This window comes from Nonomuraea sp. NPDC049309, assembly GCF_043196965.1.
GTDB classification, from domain to species: Bacteria; Actinomycetota; Actinomycetes; order Streptosporangiales; family Streptosporangiaceae; genus Nonomuraea; species Nonomuraea fastidiosa.
Window position 1 is genome coordinate 2248097 of the sequence record NZ_JBICSH010000001.1, and the last position, 15472, is coordinate 2263568.

Annotated in this window: 14 protein-coding genes; 7 read left to right on the forward strand and 7 right to left on the reverse strand. The window is 72.9% G+C overall.

What is annotated here, in order from left to right; genetic code table 11:
• Positions 1-31 precede the first annotated feature (31 nt).
• Positions 32-712 carry a TetR/AcrR family transcriptional regulator gene (locus ACGFIM_RS10105; RefSeq protein WP_393197561.1) on the reverse strand — a complete coding sequence of 227 codons (681 nt, stop codon included), beginning with the start codon at positions 710-712 and terminating at the stop codon, positions 32-34.
• An 81-nt stretch (positions 713-793) separates the two neighbouring features.
• On the opposite strand from ACGFIM_RS10105, the gene ACGFIM_RS10110 reads away from it, so the two are divergent.
• Positions 794-1942: a hypothetical protein gene (locus ACGFIM_RS10110; protein ID WP_393197564.1), complete on the forward strand. Its 1149-nt coding sequence runs from the start codon at positions 794-796 to the stop codon at positions 1940-1942.
• Between the two features lie 30 nt (positions 1943-1972).
• Here ACGFIM_RS10110 and ACGFIM_RS10115 read toward each other — a convergent pair whose 3' ends face one another.
• The 3 genes from ACGFIM_RS10115 to ACGFIM_RS10125 form a co-directional block, all read right to left on the reverse strand.
• Entirely contained in the window at positions 1973-2578 is a 606-nt protein-coding gene (locus ACGFIM_RS10115) for a TetR/AcrR family transcriptional regulator (RefSeq protein ID WP_393197567.1), read from the reverse strand.
• A gap of 129 nt (positions 2579-2707) precedes the next feature.
• Positions 2708-4261: an MFS transporter gene (locus tag ACGFIM_RS10120; RefSeq protein ID WP_393197570.1), complete on the reverse strand. Its 1554-nt coding sequence runs from the start codon at positions 4259-4261 to the stop codon at positions 2708-2710.
• Between the two features lie 223 nt (positions 4262-4484).
• Complete coding sequence (locus ACGFIM_RS10125) at positions 4485-5828, reverse strand: MFS transporter (protein WP_393197573.1); 1344 nt, start codon at positions 5826-5828, stop codon at positions 4485-4487.
• Positions 5829-5960: 132 nt separating this feature from the next.
• Between ACGFIM_RS10125 and panB the strand changes: the two genes are divergently transcribed.
• Positions 5961-6821 carry a 3-methyl-2-oxobutanoate hydroxymethyltransferase gene (gene panB / locus ACGFIM_RS10130; RefSeq protein ID WP_393197576.1) on the forward strand — a complete coding sequence of 287 codons (861 nt, stop codon included), beginning with the start codon at positions 5961-5963 and terminating at the stop codon, positions 6819-6821.
• Here panB and ACGFIM_RS10135 read toward each other — a convergent pair.
• Complete coding sequence (locus tag ACGFIM_RS10135; protein WP_393197579.1) at positions 6818-7744, reverse strand: serine/threonine dehydratase; 927 nt, start codon at positions 7742-7744, stop codon at positions 6818-6820. The two genes, panB and ACGFIM_RS10135, sit on opposite strands and share 4 nt — an antisense overlap.
• Before the next feature lie 30 nt (positions 7745-7774).
• The gene (locus tag ACGFIM_RS10140) at positions 7775-8917 is read right to left on the reverse strand and encodes a trans-sulfuration enzyme family protein (RefSeq protein ID WP_393197582.1); all 1143 of its coding nucleotides are present in this window, start codon (positions 8915-8917) and stop codon (positions 7775-7777) included.
• Between the two features lie 280 nt (positions 8918-9197).
• Between ACGFIM_RS10140 and ACGFIM_RS10145 the strand changes: the two genes are divergently transcribed.
• The 5 genes from ACGFIM_RS10145 to ACGFIM_RS10165 all read left to right on the forward strand — a co-directional run bounded on the left by ACGFIM_RS10145 (position 9198) and on the right by ACGFIM_RS10165 (position 14037).
• The gene (locus ACGFIM_RS10145; protein ID WP_393197585.1) at positions 9198-9896 is read left to right on the forward strand and encodes an alpha/beta hydrolase; all 699 of its coding nucleotides are present in this window, start codon (positions 9198-9200) and stop codon (positions 9894-9896) included.
• A gap of 45 nt (positions 9897-9941) precedes the next feature.
• Positions 9942-10859 (forward strand): ATP-binding cassette domain-containing protein, encoded by a 918-nt coding sequence (locus ACGFIM_RS10150; RefSeq protein WP_393197588.1) that lies wholly within the window; start codon positions 9942-9944, stop codon positions 10857-10859.
• Positions 10856-11569 (forward strand): ABC transporter permease, encoded by a 714-nt coding sequence (locus ACGFIM_RS10155; RefSeq protein WP_393197591.1) that lies wholly within the window; start codon positions 10856-10858, stop codon positions 11567-11569. Before ACGFIM_RS10150 ends, ACGFIM_RS10155 begins: the two co-directional genes overlap by 4 nt.
• Before the next feature lie 9 nt (positions 11570-11578).
• Complete coding sequence (locus tag ACGFIM_RS10160; protein WP_393197594.1) at positions 11579-12931, forward strand: sensor histidine kinase; 1353 nt, start codon at positions 11579-11581, stop codon at positions 12929-12931.
• A gap of 500 nt (positions 12932-13431) precedes the next feature.
• Entirely contained in the window at positions 13432-14037 is a 606-nt protein-coding gene (locus ACGFIM_RS10165) for a DNA-binding response regulator (protein WP_393197597.1), read from the forward strand.
• A 778-nt stretch (positions 14038-14815) separates the two neighbouring features.
• On the opposite strand, the gene npdG is transcribed toward ACGFIM_RS10165, so the two are convergent.
• The gene (npdG, locus tag ACGFIM_RS10170) at positions 14816-15469 is read right to left on the reverse strand and encodes an NADPH-dependent F420 reductase (protein ID WP_393197600.1); all 654 of its coding nucleotides are present in this window, start codon (positions 15467-15469) and stop codon (positions 14816-14818) included.
• Between the last annotated feature and the right edge of the window lie 3 nt (positions 15470-15472).

Below are 15472 nucleotides of genomic sequence, written 5' to 3' on the forward strand. Positions count from 1 at the left end.
CGGGCGGTCAGGAGCCCTCTCGGGAAGACGGTCAAGAGGGCTGCTCGGGAAGACGGGCGGCGATGCCGTCGAGGATGAGGCGGAGGCCGAGCAGGAACTGGGCGTCGAAGTCGGCGTCGTCCACCCTGGCCTGGTGGCCCAGCTCGGCCTCGTGCGCGCGCAGGTGAGCGGCCACGCGGGCGCGGAGCTCGGCGTCGGCGGCGGGCGTGCGGACGGTGGCCCACCAGGTGTTCTCGGAGGCGACGAAGCCGTACAGGTAGGAGGAGAGCGTGCCGATCGCAGCGGTCAGCTCGGGCGGGCGCAGGCCCTCGCGGGCGAGCGCGCCGTAGACGGCGCGGGACCCGGCGAGCGCGTTCGGGCCGAGCAGGGGGCGGGTGGCGATGAGGGCGGGCATCCACGGGTGGCGGCGCATGACGGCTCTGCTGCGGACGAGGTGCCCGGTCAGGATCTCGCGCCACGTGCCGTCGGCCGGGGGTTCGCCGATCTCACCGAAGACCTCGTCGAGCGCCAGGTCGAGGACGTCCTCCTTGCTCCGTACGTACTCGTAGAGGGACATCGTGCCTGCGTGCAGGCGGGCGGCGAGCGCGCGCATGGAGAACCCGGCCACGCCCTCGGCGTCGAGCAGCCCGACGGCGGCGGTGACGATGCGCTCGCGGGACAGGCGGGGCCTGCGCGGGCGGGCGTCCTCGCGGAACCAGATCGACTCCGGCATCTCCTCTCCTGTTCCGTGCACTGTACGGAAATCCGTACAGGTAGCTTAGGCCGCCCGCTGAGACGGAAGGGAAGTGACGTCATGGACTGGGATCGCGAGCACGCCCTGCTCGCCCTGCGGCTCAACCGGCTCATGACCGGCGGCGCGACGGGCACCGCGCTCATCTACGACGGCCCCGCCGAGTGGAGCGAGCAGGTGGCGCACGAGCCGCCCGCGACGGCGGGCGCGCTGAAGGAGGAGGCGGAGCGGCTGCTGGAGTGCGCGCCCGACGCCTGCTCGGCCGCCCAGGTACGGGCGATGCGCGCCGCCGCGGGCCACCTGGACGGCGAGCGGCGCCCGCTGGCCGAGTACGCGCGCGAGTGCCTCGGCATGGAGGTCGGGTGGGTGCCCGAGGAGGTGTTCGAGCAGGTGCACGACGAGCTGGACCGGGCGCTGCCGAAGGCCGGGGGCTCGCTGGCGGAGCGGTGGCGGGCCTGGTCGGCGGCGTACACGCTGGATCCGATCGAGCGGCTGCCGGAGTTCGTGGCGCCGGCGGTGGCCGAGACGCGGGCGCGGACGAGCGCCCGCATCGTACCGCTGCCGCAGGACGAGGTGGTCGAGTGCCGGCTGGTGCGGGGTGTGGCCTATCACGGCGCGGGCTCGTACGAGGGCGACCACAGGTCCGCCATCCACATCAACGCCGACATCCCGTTCCCCCTGGCCGACCTGCTGTATCTCGTCGCTCACGAGGGACATCCCGGGCATATCGCCGAATCGATGCTGAAGAGTGAGAAGGTGCGGTTCATGCTGTCGCCGTCGTTCGCGCTCAGCGAGGGTCTGGGGCTGGCGGCGGAGGAGGCGATCTTCCCGGAGAACGAAGCCCGCGACTGGCTGAACGCGACCGTCCTGCCCAAGGCGGGGATGGAGCCGATCGAGGCCGACCTGGCGGCCGTGCACCACGCGAAGAACGTGCTGTGGGGCGTGTGGGGGAACGTCGCGCTGATGGCGGACGAGGGGCGCGGCGAGGCGGAGCTGGCCGCCTACCTGCGGCGCTGGGCGCTCGCGAGCGAGGAGGAGGCGGCGGCCGCGCTGGGCATCCTCCGGCCGTCACCGATGAGTCCGTACATCTTCGGATATTTCCACGGCTGGGAGCTGGTGCGGCGCTGGGTCATCACCCCCGACCGGGAGACGGGGGCCGGGCGCATGCGGCGGCTGATCACCGAACGGCTCGTCCCCGCCGACCTCACCTGACCCGCCGCACCGGCCGGGACGGCGGCACGGTCAGGGGGCCAGGCCGTCGAGGATCGCGTCGACGACGCGCGCCCCCACCTCGGGGCCGAGGGAGAGGCCGAGGCCAGGCCCCCACTTGTTCAGGTACATCATCGTGCCCTGGATCATGGCGAGCGCCAGCTGCGGGTCGAGGTCGCTCCTGAGCTCGCCGGTGGCGATGCCGCGCTCGATGACGGCGAGCACGGCCTGCCTGCGCGGCTCGATGGCGCGCTTGACGAAGCGCTCCATCAGGCTCGGGTAGCGGTCGGCCTCGCCCATCGCGATGTTCATGACGCAGCGGTTGCGGGCGTTGTCGTCGCCGCCCATGCTGTCGACCAGCGCTATGAGGTCGTCGCGTACGGACGAGCCGGGCAGCGGCGGCACCGGCCGCTTGAGCGTGGACAGCGCGTCGGCGACGAGCTCTTCCTTGTTGGCCCAGCGGCGGTAGATGGTGGTCTTGCCGACCCCCGCCCGCGCCGCGATCGCCTCGATGCTCAGCTCGGATACACCCATGCCCTCGGCGATCAGGTCGAGGGTCGCCTCGACGATCGCCTTCTCGGCCTTCTCACTGCGCGGACGGCCCGCGGGTCGGGCGGTCACTGTCTGCTGGTTCGACATCGCGGCCTCACCATACATCCCCGGCGCGGACGGCCTCCGCGCCCTGTCGCCACGGGGACGCGGGGGCGGCGCGGAGGCCGCCTTCCGTGCGCTCCCGTGCCCAACGGTATGTGCCCGCCGGCATGGCCGTCATCCTCTGGACGAGGCCAGCGCCGGCTCCTTCTTCTCAGCGTGCTTGGCGTTGCGCTGCTTCCCCGGCATCCACCGGGCCACCGCGAAGATCCCGACCAGGGCGATCGCCGCGCAGACCAGCGCGGTGACGTGCATGCCGTCGATGAAGGCGGTGAACGCCGGCCGGATGAGCGCCTGTCCCCGGTCGCCGAGCTCCTGCGCCACGCCCATCGTGGCCATGATGGACTCGCCCGCGGCGTGCTGGACGCCGGCGGGCAGCCCGGCCAGCGCGGGTGCGATCTCGCCGCGGTAGCTGGACGACAGCACCGAGCCGAGCACGGCCACGCCGAGCGCGCCGGCGACCTGGCGGACGGTGTTGCTCATGGCCGAGCCGACACCGGCCTTCTCCCTGGGCAGCGACTCCATGATGGCGGTGGTGGCCGGCGGCATGATGTTGGCCATCGCGGCGCCCTGGACGAAGAAGACGATCTCGAGGAGCACGATCGGGGTGTTCTGGTCCATCAGGGCGTAGCTGCCGAGCGCCAGCGTGATCACGATCATGCTCAGGGTGGCCGACAGCTTGGCTCCCAGACGCTGCGTCACCCGCTGGCTGAGCGGGGCGAAGACGAGCTGCGCCGCCGCGAACGGGATCATCAGCGCGCCCGCCTGCACCGGCGTGAAGCCCAGCACGATCTGCAGGTAGAACGTCAGGAAGAACATCCCGCCCATCATCGCGAAGAAGACGATGCCCATCATGCCGAGGGCCGAGCTGAACCGGATGTCGGCGAAGCTGCGCACGTCGAAGACCGGGTGGTCGATGCGCCGCTCCCACCACACGAAGACGCCCAGCACCGCCACCCCGAACAGGGTCGGCACGAGCACCTCCGCGTCGGCGAACGTGGCCAGCTCGCCGCCGCGGATGATGCCGTACACGACGGCCACGAGCCCGATGATCGACAGGACCACGCCGACGGGGTCGAGCCTGGACGGCTTGGGGTCGCGCGACTCCGGCACGAGCGCCGCGATGAGGACGCTGGCGACGATGACGATCGGCACGTTGATGAGGAAGACCGAGCCCCACCAGTAGTTCTCGATGAGCAGGCCGCCGGTGATGGGGCCGATCGCGACGGCGAGGCCCACGCCGGCCGCCCAGACGCCGATCGCCTTTCCCCGCTCAGCGGGCGGGAACACGTTGGAAATGATCGCCAAGGTGGCCGGCATGATGGCCGCGCCGCCGATGCCCATCGCCGCCCTGGCCAGGATCAGCTGGGTCGGGTCCTGGGCGTAGGCGCTGGCCAGTGAGGACAGGCCGAACAGCACCATGCCGATCATCAGCATGCGCTTGCGGCCCGTCCTGTCACCGATCACGCCGAAGGTGAACAGCAGCCCGGCGAACACCAGCGTGTAGGAGTTGATGGCCCACTCCAGCTCGCTCTGGGTGGCGCCAAGGCCGGCGGTCTCGTCGGCGATGGTCTTCATCGCGACGTTCAAGATGGTGTTGTCCAGCACGACCGCCAGCAAGCTGAACACCAGGACGCCGAGGATGCCCCATCGGCGAGGATGGCCCGTCATCGAATCCATTGGCACCGTTCCCTTAATTTCGATACGACTGAGTTTCGCAACGCGACCGTATCGTCGGATATTCCGATACGCGACGGTGCCGTTTCGTAACTGGCGCGTGAACGGCGGCGCTCCGCGGACCGAACGGCGCAGTGAAACCGCAGGTCACAGCCATGAACGGCCGCGGCCGGGGTGCACCTGGACCCCGGCCGCGGCGACGAGCGTGTGAGATGACTCACACGGGATCGGCCTCCGCCGCCCCGGCGACCTCGGCGCTCGGAGCCGCCCCGGACCGCTCCCCCACCGGAGCCGCCCCGGACTTGCCGGCCGCGGGAGCCGCCACGGCCTTCTCCTCCGTAAGAGCGGCCCCGGCCGTCTCCGCGGACGGCTCAGCGGCGGGCGTCCTGGTGCGCTCGGCCGGGCGGCGGCGCCAGAACGGCAGCGCGACCAGCACCATGCCCACGCCGACGAGCCCGGCCACCGCGAAGGCCCAGGACGGCCCCGTACCGTCGATGACGGAGCCCGCGATGGGCGCGGAGACGGCGCCGCCGATCAGCAGCGCCGTGCCGTGCAGGCCCATCGCCTCGCCCCTGGCCGCGCTCGGCACCCACCGGCTGATCGCGTCGACCGTGGACGACAGCGACGGCGCGCACAGCATGCCGGACGGCAGCAGCGCGAGCACCAGCCAGTGCCAGCCGCCGCCGACCAGGCCGACGGGGATGGTCAGCGCCCCCATGCCGCCGATCAGCAGCAGCGGCGAGAAGCCGCGCGACAGGCCGCCGTAGATGAGGCCGCCGACGAGCGAGTAGCAGCTCCAGATGGCGACCGCGAGGCCCACCCACTCGGTCTGACCCGCCTCGTTCATGGTGGCGACCAGGGACAGCTCGGTCGCGGTGAGCACGAACGTGGCGGCGGCGATCGTGCCGAGCAGCGCCGCGAACCCGGCCGTGAGCCACTGCCGCCGCGGCACCTTCACGCCCTGCTCGTTGTCCTCCTCCTCGGACCTGATGGGCGGGTTGAGCAGGATCATCCCAAGGCCCGCGATCGTCATGCCGGCACCGATGGCCAGCATGGTCGCCGTGCTGCCCGCCGTGGTCAGGCCCGCGACGGCCAGCGCGGGACCCACCATGTAGGACAGCTCGACAAGCACGGAGTCGAGCGCGAAGCCGCTGCGCCGCTGCTCCACCGGCACCATCGCGGCCAGGCACTGCCGGGTCACGCTGAACACCGGCATGGCGAGCAGCCCCGCCAGCCCTGCCGCGACGACCAGCGCGGGGAACGGCAGCGCCCACGCGCACGACCAGAAAGCCGCCTGGGCGAGGGTGGTGACGATGAGCACGGGACGCAGCCCGTGACGATCGACGAACCTGCCCGACAGCGGGGACCCGACCGCCATGCCGATCGTGTTGACCGCGGTGATCACCCCGGCTCTGCCGTACCCGAGGTCGAGTGTGTTGGCGACGTGGAGCGTCAGTGTCATCGCGGTGGCCGTGGTCGGCACCCGCGCGAGCAGCCCCACCAGGAGCAGCGTGGGCACGCCGGGAATCTTCAGCAGCCTTCGGTAAGGGTCGAGAGCCATAAACGTTCATTACCTCCGCACCGATTGTGGCAAAGCCCTCCGACGTTTTCGCCACCGGTTTTCCGCGTGCCATCATCGAGAGAGTCCGGGGACGCACCAGGGCGCCTCGAGACGTTTCTGGAGGGTTGTCACATGTCCTCTTCAACCACCCCATCCACCCCAACGACCACGCCGACGACGCTGTACGGCGGCGCGTCAGGACGCCGCGTCACCGTCCGCGACCTCGCCGCCGCCAAGGAGCGCGGAGAGCGGTGGCCCATGGTCACCGCCTACGACGCCATGACGGCCCGGGTGTTCGACGCCGCCGGCATCCCCGTCCTGCTGGTGGGCGACTCGGCGGCGATGGTCGTCTACGGCTACGACTCCACGCTGCCGGTCACGGTCGACGACCTGTTGCCGCTCACGGCGGCCGTGGTGCGCGGCTCGTCGCGGGCGCTCGTGGTGGCCGACCTGCCGTTCGGCTCCTACCAAAGCTCGCCGCAGCAGGCGCTGGAGTCGGCGGCCAGGTTCATGAAGGAGGCGGGGGCGCACGCGGTCAAGCTGGAGGGCGGCCGGCGGGTGCTGCCGCAGGTCGAGGCGCTGGTCTCGGCCGGCGTGCCGGTGATGGCGCACCTCGGGCTGACCCCGCAGTCGGTCAACGTGATGGGCGGCTACCGCGTCCAGGGACGCGGCCAGGCGGGTGACGAGCTGATGGCGGACGCCAAGGACCTGGAGCGGGCCGGGGCGTTCGCGGTGGTGCTCGAATGCGTGCCCGCCGACCTCGCGCAGCGGGTGACGACCTCGCTCGCGATCCCCACGATCGGGATCGGCGCGGGGGCGGCGACGGACGCGCAGGTGCTGGTCTGGCAGGACCTCATGGGGCTGACGCCGCGCCCGGCCAAGTTCGTCAAGCGCTACGCCGACCTCGGGGCCGAGCTCGACCGGGCGGTGCGGGCGTTCGCCGACGACGTGGTCTCGGGCGCCTTCCCGGCGCCCGAGCACACCTACGGCTAGGTCCCCGAGACGAGCGTGGCGGGGTCGGTGTTGGCTCCGCACACCACCACCGCCACGCGCTCACCCGGCTCGGGACGGTACGCGCCCGACAGCAGCGCCGCGTAGGCGGCCGCGCCGCCGTGCTCGGCCGCCACCCGGTGGCGCTCCCAGAGCGTGCGCCGGGCCGCGACGATCGCCTCGTCGCTCACCAGCACGCTCTCCACCCGGGGGCCGGACAGGATCTCGAACGCGAGCCCGCCGATCCTGCTGGCCCCCAGCGAGTCGGCCGCCACGCCGCCGACCTCCACCTGGACCGGCTCGCCCGCCCGCAGCGCCGCGTTGAGCGTGGGGATGCGCTCGGGCTCGACGGCCACGATGCGCGGCCCCGCCACCGACGTGCCGAGCGTGACGCCGGCCGCCAAGCCGCCGCCGCCCACGGCCACCAGCACGGTGTCGACGCCGCCCGTCTGCTCGACGAGCTCGAGCCCGGTCGTGCCCTGCCCGGCCACCACCTCGGGCTGGTCGTAGGCGTGCACGGACAGCGCGCCGGTCTCCGCGGCCCGCTTGGCCGCGGCCTCGGCCGCCTCGGCGTAGATGGCGCCCGTCTGCGTGGTGTGCGCCCCCAGCCGCTCCAGCCCGGCCACCTTCACCGGGCTGGTCACCGTGGGCACGAAGATCTCCGCCCGCACGCCGAGCGCCCGCGCGGCGAACGCCACCGCGAGCCCGTGGTTGCCGCCGCTGGCCGCGATCACCCCGGCAGCGGGCAGGTCACCCGCGGACATGATGCGGTTGAAGGCCCCGCGCACCTTGAAGGACCCGCTGTGCTGCAGCTGCTCCAGCTTCAGCCAGAGCCGCGGCGCGACCTCGATCACGGGTGTGCGCAGGACGTGCCCGGAGATCCGGGCGGCCGCCGCCGTCACATCCTGGTAGGTGACTGTGGTCACGTCTTCCCCTTCACGTCGTCCCGGCTCAGGCTATGCCAGCGCCTGCTCGAAGTCCGCCCACAGATCGTCGGGGTGCTCGATGCCGACGGCGACCCGGACCGTGCCCTCGCCGATGCCGGAGCGGCGCAGCTCCTCGGCGCTGAGCGCGCGGTGCGAGGTGGTCGCCGGGTGCAGGACCAGCGTCTCCACGCCGCCCAGCGAGGGGGCGAGCAGCGCCAGGCGTACGGAGCTCATGAACCGCTCCCCCGCCGCCCGCCCGCCGGCCAGATCGAACGAGAACACGCCGCCGCTCCCGGCCAGCAGCTTGCCCGCCAGCTCGTGCGACGGGTGCGAGGCCAGCCCCGGATAGTGCACGGCGGTGACCGCCGGGTGCCGCTGGAGCCTGGTCGCCAGGTCGAGGGCGTTGGAGCAGTGGCGTTCCATGCGCAGCGCCAGCGTCTGCATGCCGCGCAGCGTGAGCCAGGCGGCGAACGGGTCAGGCGAGGCGCCCAGCTCGATCGCGAAGTGCCAGACCCGTTCGTACAGGGCGGTGTCGGCGAAGACCGCGATACCGCCCACGATGTCGCTGTGCCCGCCCAGGTACTTCGTCGAGGAGTGGACCACGATGTCGGCTCCGTGCTCGATCGGCCGGCACAGCAGCGGCGAGGCGAACGTGTTGTCCACCACCGACAGGATGCCCAGCTCGCGGGCCGCGGCGCACATGCCGGGCAGGTCGGCCACCAGCGTCATCGGGTTGCTGATGGTCTCCAGGTAGACGAGCCTGGTCTGCGGCCGCACGGCGGCGCGCAGCGCGGCGGGGTCGTTCTCCGCCACGTACGTGACCTCGATGCCGAACCTGTCGATCAGCTCGTTGAGCATGGCGGCGGTGCCGCCGTACAGCGAGTTCTGGGCCACCAGGTGGTCGCCGGGCTTGAGCAGGCCGAGCAGCACGGTGTTGATGGCGCCCATGCCGGAGCCGGTGGCCACGGCGGCCACGCCGCCCTCCAGGTCGGCCACGGCCTGCTCCAGCGAGCGCACGGTGGGGTTGCTGTAGCGCCCGTAGACGAACGACTTGTCGGGGCGGCCCATCGACTCGGCCATCGTGGCCGGGTCGTCGAAGGAGAACCCCGAGGTCTGGTAGATCGGCACGGCGATGGGGCGGCTGCCCTCGATGGGGACGTGCGGCACGTGCACGGCCCTGGTCTCCGGCCGCGTTCCTGACGACGCTTCTGACGCTGTTGCGGACGCTGCTTCGGAGGCCGCGGCGGAAAGTGTGCGGGGCTGCGCCTCGGGGCGGAAATCGTTCATACCAGCAGGATCCCCTGCCGGCCGTCCACATGGCAGACCGGGGTCCCGAGATGTGGAACACCTCCGCGCCACCGGTCCTTTCGCGAGCGGTGAAAACCCGCCCTGCGCTGCGCCTCCGCCGTGGCGGCGACATCGCGGGCTCACGCGGTCTGCGAGGGTGGAGGGCATGCAGACGACGTTCGCACTCGTGCACAGCCCCTCCGTCGGCCCCTCCACGTGGGCGCCCGTGGCCGAGGCGCTGGAGCGGCGCGGGCACGCGGCCGTGGTGCCCGACCTGACCGGGATCAGCGCGGGCGGCGCCCCTTATTGGCCGCGCGTGGTCGAGGCCGTACGCGCCGAGCTGGCGGCGAGCGCCCCCGAAGGGCCGGTCGTGCTGGTCGCGCACAGCAACGCCGGATTCTTCCTGCCCGTGATCAAGGAAGGGCTCGGCGAGCGGGTCGTGGCCTGCGTGTTCGCCGACGCGCACGTGCCGCCCGCGCGCGGGCTGATCACGACGGCCGAGGAGGAGTTCCTGCCGTTCCTGCGCGACCTGGCCGGACCCGACGGCGTGCTGCCGCGCTGGACCGACTGGTGGGACGAGGAGGACGTCGTCGACATGCTGCCCGACCCGGCGGTGCGCGTCCGCGTGGCCGGCGAGCAGCCCCGCCTGCCGCTCGACTACTTCACCCAGCCCGTCCCCGTCCCCGCCGGGTGGGACGAGGTCAGGTGCTCGTGCCTGTGGTACAGCCCCGGCTACGCGGACGCCGCCGAGCGCGCGGCACAGCGCGGCTGGCCCGTGACCCGGCTGCCCGGCCTCCACCTGCACCAGCTCATCGACCCCGAGAGCGTCACCGACGCGCTGCTCACCTTGTCCAGGAAGTCGTGAATTCTTCACTGCCGCCCGGAGCCGCGCGCCGCGACAGTGGAGCACATGACAGCGATCGACGTACGCGGGCTGCGCAAGAGCCATCGGGGATTCGAGGCGGTGAAGGACGTCTCGTTCGACGTGGCGGAGGGAGAGATCTTCGCGCTCCTCGGCAGGAACGGCGCGGGCAAGACGACCACAGTGGAGGTGCTGGCCGGCTTCCAGCGGCCCGACGCGGGCACCGTACGCGTGCTCGGCCTCGACCCCTGGGCCGACCGCGCGGCCGTACGCGGGCGCACCGGCGTCATGCTGCAGGAGGCCGGGTTCTTCCCTGACCTGACCGTCGCCCAGACCATCGACACCTGGCGCGGCTTCACCTCCGCGCCCCGCCCCCGCGACGAGGCGCTGGAGCTGGCGGGCCTGACCGCCAAGGCCGGCACCCGCGTCCGGCAGCTCTCCGGCGGCGAGAAGCGCAGGCTCGACCTGGCGCTCGCCCTGCTCGGCCGCCCCGACCTGCTGTTCCTCGACGAGCCCACCGCCGGCATGGACCCCGAGGCGCGCGCCGCCACCTGGGCCCTCGTGCGCGACCTGGCCAGGCGGGGCACCACGGTCCTGCTGACCACCCACTACCTCGACGAGGCACAGCGGCTTGCCTCCAGGCTGGCCATCATGGACGCCGGCCGCATCGTGGCGGGCGGCGACATGGCCGAGACGCTGGCCGGGCACGCGGGCAGGGTCTCGTTCCGCATGCCCGCGCACGTACCACCCGAAGATCTTCCGCTGCCGGTCACGGTCGAGCACGGGCGGGCCGTCTGCCGCGCCGAGAACCCCGACCTGGCCGCGCAGACCCTGCTGACCTGGGCCGCGGCGCGGGGGCTGCGCCTTGAGGGCCTGGAGGTACGCCCCGCCACCCTCGAAGACCTGTTCATGGAGAGCGCGGCGCTCGCGACCGCCGCCACGGACGGCACGGAGGAAGCACGATGAGCCTGACCGCCACCTACCGCCTCGGCACCCGCCTGTTCTGGAGCGACCGTGCCAACCTGTTCGCCTCGGTGATCACGCCGGTCGGCCTGGCCGTCGGCATCCCCACCCTGCTCCGGCACGTCACCTCCCAGGACCACGCGGCTCACATCTTCCAGGGCCTGATCGCGCTGGTCCTGTCGATCACCGCGTTCATGAGCGTCACCGTGACGCTGACCGCGCGCCGCGACCAGCTCGTGCTCAAGCGGCTGCGGGCGAGCGAGCTGACCGACCGGCAGATCCTGGCGGGCCAGATCGCCGGCGCGGCCACGCAGTCCGTCGTCATCATCCTGCTGTGCACGGTGGCCGTGTGGCTCACCGCCGGCATCCCGCTGCCCGCCCATCCGGTGGCGTTCATCGTCGCGGCCCTCGCCGGGTCCGCCGCGATGGCGCTGCTCGGAGCGGCGCTCACGGCGATCGTCCCGCGCGCCGAGCTGGCCTCCGTCTACGCCATACCGGTCTTCATGATCTCTTCGGTCGCGACGGGCGCGATGGGGCCGATCCCGCTGCCCGGCCGGCTGCAGGCGGCCTTGGACCTGCTGCCGACCAGCGCCGCCGTGCACGCGATCAGGACGGGCGAGCTGATCATGCCGCTGCTCGACATCGCCGCCTGGACGGTGCTCGGGCTGGTCGCGCTGCGGCTCTGGTTCCGCTGGGAGCCGCGCAGGTCCTAAAGTCTTCGCGTGCTCCACTCCGCGGCCCAACGGCTGGCGAGCCGGCTCATCACCGCCGTCGCCTGCGCCTACTCGGCGATCTCGCTGACCTACTTCCGGTGGGGCATGGGGTACGGCCTGACGGCCGCCGCCTGCATGCTCGCCGTGATCGCGGCACACTACGTGAGCATGCGGGCCGGGCTGCGCGGCGAGCGCCCGGCCCTGCACCCGCTGCCGCTGGTGCTGCAGGCCGTGATCACCTATCTGCCGGACGTGCTGCTGCCCGCCGGCTGGTCGGCGGTGACGGCGCCGCTGCTGGCCGGGACGCTGCTGGTGTTCCTGCCGCTGCCATGGGGCTGCGCGCTGGTCGTCTGCATGATGCTGTACGAGGGCAGCGCGCTCTGGTCCGGCGCCGAGCTCTTCGTCGTCACCGCGTTCTACGTCTTGACCGTGCCGATCACGGGGGCCATGACGTACGCGCTGGTCCGGCTCACCCGGGTGACCGCCGAGCTGCAGCAGGCCAGGGCCGAGCTGGCGGAGGCCGCCGTGCTCAAGGAGCGGCTGCGCATCTCCCGCGACCTGCACGACGGGCTCGGCCGCAGCCTCACCGCCATCGCGCTCAAGGGCGACCTGGCCGCCCGCCTCATCGGCCGCGACCCGGCCGCCGCCCGCGCCGAGGTCGGCGAGCTGGTGCAGGTGGCGAGGGAGGCGGCCCAGGACGTCCGGCAGGTGGCCCGGGGCTACCGGGCGATGTCGCTGTCGGGCGAGGCGGACCGTGCGGCGGCGCTGCTCGAGTCGTCGGGGGTGAGCGTGCAGGTGCACCTCGCCGACGTGACCCTGCCTCCGAAATCGGAGGAGGCGCTGGCGTGGGCCGTACGCGAGGGCGTCACGAACGTCCTCCGCCACAGCCGCGCCACGACCTGCACGATCACCACGTCCGCGCACGGCGCGAGGGTCCGCCTGGAGATCGCCAACGACGGCGTGCCCACGCAGACCCCTCCCGCGTCCGCCCCGGCCCCCATCACCGGACCCGCTGCGGAACCCACCACCGGACCCACCACCGGACCCACTACGGAACCCACCACCGGACCCACCACCGGACCCACTACGGAACCCACCACCGGACCCACCACGGAACCCACCACCGGACCCACCACGGAACCCACCACCGGACCCACCACGGAACCCACCACCGGACCCACCACCGGACCCACTGCGGAACCCACCACCGCGTCCGCCGCGGGGCCCGCTGTCGCGACCGGCCCCGGCGCGGCGGGCGGCGGCCTCACGGGGCTCGCGGAGCGCGCCGCCCAGGCCGGCGGCACCTGCACCGCCACCCGCACGGACGGCGGCTTCGTCCTGGCGATGGAGGTGAGCGCGTGACCCGCCACGCGCCCGCACCCCACGCGCCCGCACCCCACGCGGCGGCGCCCCACGCGCCCGCGCCACCCCGCGTGGCGGCGCCCCACGCGCCCGCACCATCCCGCGTGGCGGCGCCCTACGCGGCGAGGTCCCACACGGCGGCGTCCCGCCCGCCGACCGCCCGCCGGCACGCCGCACGACCGCTCCCATCGGACGGACGCGCCACCCCACGCCGGACCCGCACGGCCGGACCCCAGAGACGGGCACACCCCCGCAGAACCCACACGATCAGAACCCGCCCAAAGGGGCACACCATCCGCCCCTCGCACCCACACGGCCGGATCACAGAGGCGCGTCCGGCCAGATCCCGCTGGGCGGGCACGGCCGGATCACAGAGGCGCGCCCGACCAGACCACAGTGGGCGGGCACGGCCGGGTCGCGGAGGCGGGCAGGGCGTCCGGCCCGCCCAGGCGGGGCGCGGTGAACCTGCAGGTGACGAGGTGGTGGAAAGGAGGGCAGGGATGATCAGGGTCCTGCTGGCCGAGGACATGCACATGATCCGCGCCGCGCTCACCGCGCTGCTGCGGCTGGAGTCCGACATCGAGGTGGTCTCGGAGGTCACCAGAGGCGACGAGATCGTCCCCGAGGCGCTGCGGGTACAGCCGGACGTCGCGGTGGTGGACATCGACCTGCCGGTGATCGACGGCATCACCGCCGCCGCCACGCTGCGGGAGCGGCTGCCGTCGTGCCGGATCCTCGTGCTCACGGCCATGGGGCAGCCGGGCAACGTGCGCAGGGCGCTGGCGGCGGGGATCGAGGCGTTCCTGGTCAAGGACGCTCCGGGCGACCGCCTCGCAGACGCGATCAGGCGTACGGCCGCCGGGCTGCGCGTCCTGGACCCCGAGCTGGTCTCGGCCGCCATGGAGTACGGCGAGAGCCCTCTCACGCCGAGGGAGACCACCGTGCTCAAGGAGGCCGCCAGGGGCGCGTCGGCGGAGGACATCGCCGCCGCCCTGCACCTGTCCCCCGGCACCGTACGGAACTACCTGACGGGCGCGATCACCAAGACCGGCGCCCGCAACAAGATCGACGCCATCCGCATCGCCCAGGACGCCGGCTGGCTGTAACCCTCACCCGACGACGCGCCTGCACCACCACACCGGCTTCCCGGCCGCTCAGCGCCCCTGGTGGCCGGGAAGCCCTGAGCGCCCCCACCGACCCTCCACGGCACGACGCCCATCGCCCACCCGCCACCACGCGACCCTCCAGAGAACCGCGCAGCCCTGAACGAACCCGCCCGCCCTCAGCGACACGACGCCCATCGCCCACCCGCCACCACGTGCCCCCCTGAGAGCCCCGTAGTTCTCAACGGACCCGCCGGTCCTCGCCGGCCGACGCGACATCCATCGCTCGCCGCCGCGCGCGTCTCCCAGCTGCCCAGGAGCCGCCGTCCGGGGCCTTCGCGGCGCGGCCGGCGGTCTCGACGGCATGGCGGCGCGGCGGCCTCGGCGGGCGGCGACCTCGACGGCGCGACGCTGGCCTCGGGCCCAAGCGGCGCGCCACCCACCGCAGCGGTGAACGGCGTCAAGCCCACCACAACCGCACGCGGCGCCAACTTACCGCGGCCGCAGACGACGCCGAACCCACCGCGGCCGCAGACGACGCCGAACCCACCGCAACCGCACGCGGCGCCAAGCTCACGCGGTCGCAGGGGGCGTGACGCTCACGGCAGCCGCAGGCGGCGCGATGCCCGCGCCGGAGGCACGACGTACCCCCGCCCCTTGCCGTTGACGGAGCCGACGGCTCGGCGCCCCCAGGTGGCCGCTGAGCGGTCCCTGCGGCGCGGCGTGATCTCGTTCAGGCGTGACCCCGCCCATCGGTGCGGTGCGGGCCGTCCTGGCCGGGTCAGATGTCGGTGATGCGGATGCCGGCGTGAGCCTTGTAGCGACGGTTGATGGAGATGATGTTGGCGGTCAGCGCCTCGATCTGGTGGGCGTTGCGCAGCCGCCCGCCGTACACGCCGCGCACCCCGGGGATCGCCTCGGCCAGCGCCTGGACGGTGTCGGTGGCCTCGCGGTCGTCGCCGAGCACCAGCACGTCGAGATCGACCTTCTCCACCTCGGGGTCGAGCAGCAGCACGGCCGACACGTGATGGAACGCGGCCACCACCCGGCTGTCCGGCAGCACGGCGGCCGCCTGCTGGGCGGCGCTGCCCTCCTCGACCGGCAGCGCGTAGGCGCCCTTCTTGTCGAACCCGAGCGGGTTGACGCAGTCAACAACGATCTTGCCGGCGAGCTCGTCGCGCAGCGACTCGAGCAGCGCCTTGTGCCCTTCGTACGGCACCGCCACGATAACGATGTCGGCGCGGCGGGCGACGTCGGCGTTCTCGGCACCGGTCGCGCCGGCGCCGATGGACTCGGCCGCCTCCTGGGCGCGCTGGGCGTTACGGGAACCGATCAGCACGGGGTGCCCGGCCAGCGCGAACCTGCGGGCAAGACCCTTGCCCTGGTCTCCGGTGCCGCCGAGAATTCCAATCGATAGTTTGCTCACGTCGGTCATAAC